The organism is Nocardia sp. NPDC003693 (assembly GCF_053981095.1).
Genome location: NZ_JBSFNO010000056.1, coordinates 39,810 through 46,461, shown reverse-complemented (window position 1 = coordinate 46,461; position 6,652 = coordinate 39,810). Strand labels below are relative to the sequence as shown.

At 71.9% G+C, this 6,652-nt stretch carries 1 protein-coding gene (running past one end of the window); it reads right to left on the bottom strand.

The genetic code is table 11. The annotated features are described in order from the left end of the window. The coding region annotated (locus tag ACWDOP_RS36230) for a non-ribosomal peptide synthase/polyketide synthase (protein ID WP_456348685.1) crosses the window boundary (this coding region is incomplete at its 3' end): on the bottom strand, nucleotides 1–6,652 show 6,652 of its 17,483 nt. 10,831 nt of the annotated region lie beyond the right edge of the window.

Here is a 6,652-nt window from a genome sequence, read left to right as displayed (position 1 = left end):
CGACCGAAGTACCCGCGCGCCAACTGCGCACCCGACAGATACAACTCACCCGACACACCCACCGGCACCGGACGCAGACGCGCGTCCAGCACGTACACCCGGCTGTTCCACTCGGGTGCGCCGATCGGCACCGAGACCCGATCCGCGCCGGTCACATGGTGATTGGTGATCGAGACCGCGGCCTCGGTCGGACCGTAGAGGTTGAACAGCGCCGCGCGCGGATAGGTCCGCCGGAAGCGCTGGGCCACCGCGGCCGGCAGCGCCTCGCCGATCGCCAGCACCCGGCGCAGCGGCGCGGCCGCCCGGCCGGTCCCGGCGATCAGCAGCGCGTCCAGCATGGACGGCACCGCGTGCAGGGTGGTGACGTTCTCGCGGACCATGAGGTCGTTGAGGTAGTCCGGATCGCGGTGCCCGTCCGGGGCCGCGATGATCAGGCGGCCGCCCGCGACGGCGGCGGACCAGAACTCCCAGACCGACAGGTCGAAGGTGGCCGGGGTCTTGAGCAGTACGGCGTCCTGCAGACCCAGCCCGAATTCGGCTGTCTTCCACTGCAACTGGTTGGCGATGGCGGCGTGCGTGACGGTCACGCCCTTGGGCCGGCCGGTCGAACCGGACGTGAAGATCACGTACGCGGCGTGCTCGGGACGCAGCGGCGCGCGCCGCTCCGCGTCGGTGACCGGGGTCCCCGGGTACACCGCGAGCTCACCGTAGGACTCCAGCAGGTCGATGCGGACCTGCGCGGTGTCGATCGGCAGATCGTCGCCGGAGGTCAGCACCGTCACCGGATCGGCGGTGTCCAGGATGTATTCGATGCGGTCGGCGGGCTGATCCGGATCGATGGGCAGGTACACACCGCCCGCGACCGCCACCGCGTACATCGCCACCACCAGATCGGCCGAGCGCCGCAGCGCCAGGCCGACCCGGACCTCCGGGCCGACGCCCATGGCGATGAGGTGCCGCGCCAGGCGGTTCACCCGGCCGTCGAGCTCGCCGTAGGTGACCTCGGTGCGGACGCCGTCCGCGCCGTCGCCGACCAGCGCGATGCGGGCGGGTGCGGCGGCCACCGTCCGCGCCAGCAGCGCGGGCAGCGTGGCCGTGGCGTCCACCACGTGCGCGGTGTCGTTCCAGGAGCGCAGGATTCGCTTGCGCTCGGGGACCGCGAGCAGGTCGTAGTCGCCGACCGGCAGGTCCGGGGTCAGCGCCGCGATGTTGAGCAGGGTGCGCAGCCGGCCGACGATCGCGGCCGCGGTGCTCTCGTCGTACAGCGCCGTGGAGTAGGTGAGCTGGGCGGTCAGACCGTCCGGCGCGCCCTCGGCGGTGTACCGGTCCACGATCACCAGGTGCAGGTCGAACTGCGAGATGGTGGTCTCGAAATCGGCAGCGCCGATGCGCAATCCGGCCAGTTCCAGTTCCGGCGCCTCGGTGTTGTTGAACGAGAAGCCGACCTGGAACAGCGCGTGCCGCGCGGTGGAGCGGACCGGGTCCAGGGCCTCCACCAGGCGTTCGAAGGGCACGTCCGCGTTCGAGAGCGCGGCCAGGTCGGCCTCGCGCACCCCGGCGAGCAGCCCGGTGAAACCGGCGCCGGTGTCGACCCGGGTGCGCAGCACCAGGGTGTTGACGAACATGCCCACCAGATCGTCCAGCGCGTCCTCGCCCCGGCCCGCGACCGGCGTGCCGACCGCGATGTCGGAGGTGCCGGACAGCCGCGCGAGCAGCAGCGCCCACGCCGCGTGCATCACCATGAAAAGCGTTGCGCCGTTGGCACGCCCGAGCTTGACCAGACGATCGTGCAGATCGGCGTCCAGGTCGAACTCGACCGCGCCGCCCGCCGTGGACAGCACCGGCGGCCGGGGCCGATCGGCGGGCAGCTCCAGCTGATCGGGCAGACCGGCCAGGGTCTCGGTCCAGAACTTCAGCTGGCGCGCCAGCAGCGAACGCGGATCGTCCTCGGTGCCGAGGCGGGCGCGCTGCCAGACCGCGTAGTCGGCGTACTGCACCGCCAGCGGCGCCCAGCCCGGTTCCTGCCCGGCCTGCCGGGCGGCGTAGGCGGTCATGACGTCCCGCGCCAGCGGGGCCATCGACGCGCCGTCGGCCGCGATGTGGTGCACGACCACGACGAGCACGTACTCGTCCGTGGTGCCCGCGGGGGCGAACAGCCGCCCGCGGATCGGCACGGTGGTGGTGACGTCGAAGCCCGTCGAGACGAATTCGGTGATGACACCGAACAATTCGTCGGGGGCGACGGCGACCGGGGTGAGCGCGGGCAGGTCCACCTCATCGGCGGGCTTGATCACCTGCACCGGCCCGGCGTGGGTCAGCGGGTACACCGTCCGCAGCACCTCGTGCCGCTCCACCAGGTCGGCCATGGCGGCTTCGAGCGCGGGGATGTCCAGGGCGCCGGTCAGGCGAATGGCCATCGGCATGTTGTAGGCGGAGGATTCGCCGTCGAACCGGTTCAGGAACCACATGCGCTGCTGCGACAGCGACAGCGGGACCGGATCGTTGCCGGTGCGCGGCACCAGCGGCGGAATCGCCCACAGCGCCACCGATTCGGCGTCGACGGTGGCCGCCAGGGCCGCGACCGTCGGATGCTCGAAGACCGTGCGCATGGCCACCTCGACCCCGAGCCGGGCCGAGAGCCGGGCCGAGAGCTTCACCGCGCTCAGCGAATTGCCGCCGAGGGCGAAGAAGTCGTCGTCGAGACCGACCCGCTCGGCGCCGAGCAGTTCGGCGATGACCTCGGCCACGACCGATTCCACCTCGGACTCCGGCGCGCGGAACTCCGCGGTCCGGAACACCGGTTCCGGCAGGGCCTTTCGATCCAGCTTGGCCATCGGGGTGAGCGGGATCGCGTCGATCACCATGATCACGGCGGGCACCATGTAGGAGATCAGCGAGCGGCCCGCGAAGGCGCGCAGCTCGTCGGGATCCACCACGTGCCCGGCCGCGGGCACGACGTAGGAGACCAGCGACACGTCGCCGCTGCGGCCGGTGTGGCCGATGGTGACCGCGAAATCGACGCTCTCGTGGGCGAGCAGCGCGGAGTCGATCTCCCCGAGCTCGATGCGCAGACCGCGCACCTTGACCTGGTCGTCGGTGCGGCCCAGGTATTCGATCGTCATCTCGCCGGCGCGCTCGACCCAGCGCACGAGGTCGCCGGTGCGGTAGAGCCGGCCGCCGGGCGCGCCGTACGGGTCGGCGACGAAGCGGTCCGAGCTCAGGCCCGCACGGCCGTGATAGCCGCGGGCCAGACCGGGTCCGCGCAGGTAGAGCTCGCCCGCCGAGCCGTCCGGCACCGGGCGCAGCCGCGGATCCAGCACCACCGCGGACTGGCCGTCGACCAGATCGCCGAGCACCACGCGTTCGCCGGGGCGCAGCGGGGAGCTCTGGTGGCTGATGATGGTGATCTCGGTCGGTCCGTAGCCGTTGTACAGCTCGCGGGTGCCGCCCCAGCGATCGACCAGGTCCGCGCCGAAGCCCTCGCCGCCGACGATCAGGTACGGCATGCCCCGCAGGGTCTCGGGATCGAGGGTGTTGATCACCGCGGGGGTGAACACGCCGTGCGTGACGCCCTCGGATTCGATGAGCTCGCGCAGCTCCGCGCCGCCGATGATCTCCACCGGCGAGACGACCAGCGCCGCGCCGACCGGGAGCGCCATCAGCAGCTCCAGGATGTTGGCGTCGAAGCTGGGCGAGGTGCGATGCAGCACACGGGAGTTCGCGTCGGTCGGCGAGTGCGAGTGGTGCACCGCCGCGATGCCGATGATGCCCGCGTTGCCGACGACCACGCCCTTGGGGCGGCCGGTCGAACCGGAGGTGTAGACCATCCAGGCGGCGTTGTCGGTGTGCACCGGGCGCACCAGCTCAGCGGCGGTCAGGCGGGCGCCGGACAGCCCGGCCAGATGCTCCTCGATCATCGGATCGTCGAGCACGATCCAGGTGTCGCCGGGCAACCGGTCGACGTACTCGCGCAGGGTGATGCCGACGGCCGCACCGGAATCGGACAGCATGAAGCCGATGCGCTCGGCCGGGTAGGTGGGGTCGACGGGCAGGAAGGCCGCGCCGGTCTTGGCGACCGCGAACAGCGCGACCACCGACTCCACCGACCGCGGCACCGACAGCGCCACGAATTCCTCCGCCCCGACACCGCATTCGATGAGCAGCCGGGCCAGGCGCGAGGAGCGCTCGTCCAGCTCCCGGTAGCTCACGTGCGCGCCCCGGTAGATGAGCGCGGTGGCCTCGGGATCGAGATCCACTGCCGCGTGCAGGATCTCGGCCAGGCTCCGCGGCGCCAGCGCCGCCGGGCCGCGCCGGGCCAGGATGGCGGCCTGCTCGCCCTCGGACAGCACCTCGACGCTGCCGATGGTGCGGCTCGGATCCGCGGTGACCGTGCCGAGCACCCGGGCGAAGCGGCGCAGCAGGTCCCGGGCGGTGGACTCGTCGTACAGGTCGGTGGCGTAGACGATTTCGACCATGAGGTTGCCGTCGGCGTCGAGTTCCTCGCCGACCGAGAAGGTCAGGTCGAACTTCGCCACGGTGTCGTCGAACTCGACGGGCTCGAGCACCAGGCCCGGGACCGCGTGCGTGCCCGAGTCCAGGTCGAGGTAGTTCAGCGTCACCGTGAACAGCGGATGCCTGGACTGATCGGCGGTCACCCCGAGCGCGGTCACCACCTGCTCGAACGGCACGGTGGCGTGCGCGAACGCGGCCAGGTCCACCGCGCGGCTCTCGGCGAGCAGTTCGGCGAACGTGCGGTCCTGCGCCGGATTGGTGCGCAGGGCAAGGGTATTGACGAACATGCCGACCAGGTTGTCCAGCACCGGTTCGTCGCGCCCGACCACCGGGGTGCCGATCGCGATGTCGTCGGTGCCCGAGAGCCGCGCCAGCAGTGTGGACAGCGCGGCGTGCAGCACCATGAACGGCGTCGCGTGATGCCGCTTGGCCACCTCGCGCACGCGCTCGCCCACGCCGCCGCCGATCCGGCCGCGCACCACCGCGCCGCGGAAGGAGGGCGCCGGCGGGCGCACCCGGTCGACGGGCAGGGTCAGCTCGTCCGGCAGACCGGTGAGCGTCTCGCGCCAGTAGTCCAGCTCGGCGGGCCCGACCTCGTCGAGCACCCGGGTACGCCACAGCGCGTAGTCCGCGTACTGGACCGGCAGCGGCTCCCACAGCGGCGCGCTGCCCGCGGCGCGGGACAGGTACGCCGTGATCACGTCGCGCAGCAGCGGATCGGTCGACGCGCCGTCACCGGCGATGTGGTGCAGCACCGCGACCAGTACGTGGCTGGAATCGGATTCGCGCAGCAGCATGGCCCGCAGCGGCAGTTCGGCGGTGACGTCGAAACCGGTGGCGGCGAAGCGGTAGAACCGTTCGACCACCGAACCGGTGACGGTCTCGACGGGCAGGTCGATGACGGTCTCGGGCGGCAGGATCACCTGGTGGCCTTCGCCGTCGGCGTCCATCGGGTAGATGGTGCGCAGCACCTCGTGCCGGGCCATGACATCGGCCATGGCGGCGCGCAGGATGTCCGCGTCGAGATCGCCGATCAGGCGCACCGCGAACGGGATGTTGTAGGCGGGCGAGGCCGGGTCCAGGCGGTTCAGCAGCCAGATGCGGGTCTGGGCGGCGGACAGCGGAATGCGCTCCGGGCGTTCCAGCGCGAGCAGCGGCGGCAGGGTGCGGCCGGCCGCGCCGGTGATGTGGCGCGCGAGTTCGGCCACGGTCGGGGCTTCGAAGACCGCGCGCACGCCGATGTCGCGGCCGAAGGCGGCGTTGATCCGGGCCACCAGCCGCATGGCCAGCAGCGAGTTGCCGCCGCGCTCGAAGAAGTCGTCGTCCGCTCCGATCGGAGCGCCGCCGAGCAGCTCGCCGACCAACCCGGCCAGCACGGACTCCGCGCCGTCGCGGGGCGCGCGGTAAGCGGTTGCCGCAGCGGTGAACTCGACCTTCGGCAGCGCCTTGCGATCGAGCTTGCCGACGCTGGTGCGCGGCATGTCCGCCAGCACCACCAGGTGCGCGGGCACCATGTACGCCGGCAGCGCGGAGCGCGCGTGCGCCAGCAGCGCCTCGGCGGAGATCTCGGTGCCCGAGACGTAGCCGATCAGGCATTCGGTTCCGGCGCTGTCGCGATCGAGCAGGACCGCGGCGTTGGCGACCCCGCCGCCGGCCAGCAGCGCCGCCTCGATCTCGCCGAGCTCGATGCGCTGACCGCGCAACTTCACCTGGAAGTCGTTGCGGCCCAAGTAGACCAGATCACCGGCCCGGTTCCAGCGCACCAGGTCGCCGGTGCGGTACATCCGGGCGCCGGGCACCCCGAACGGATCGGCGATGAAGCGCTCGGAGGTGAGCCCGCCCCGATCCTGGTAGCCGCGGGCCAGCTGTTCACCGGCCAGGTAGAGCTCGCCGACCACGCCGGTGGGCACCGGCTGCAGTCGCGCGTCCAGCACGTAGGCCCGGGTGTTCCAGTTGGGCAGGCCGATGGCGACCTCGTACTCCGGGTCGGCGTCGGTGAATTCGTGATAGATCGCCGAGATGGCGGCCTCGGTCGGCCCGTAGGCGTTGTGCACCGCGCCGCTCACCTGCGCGCGCAGCGCGCCGAGCAGCTCGGCGGGCAGCGCCTCGCCGCCGGTGTGCAGATGCCGGAACGAGCGCA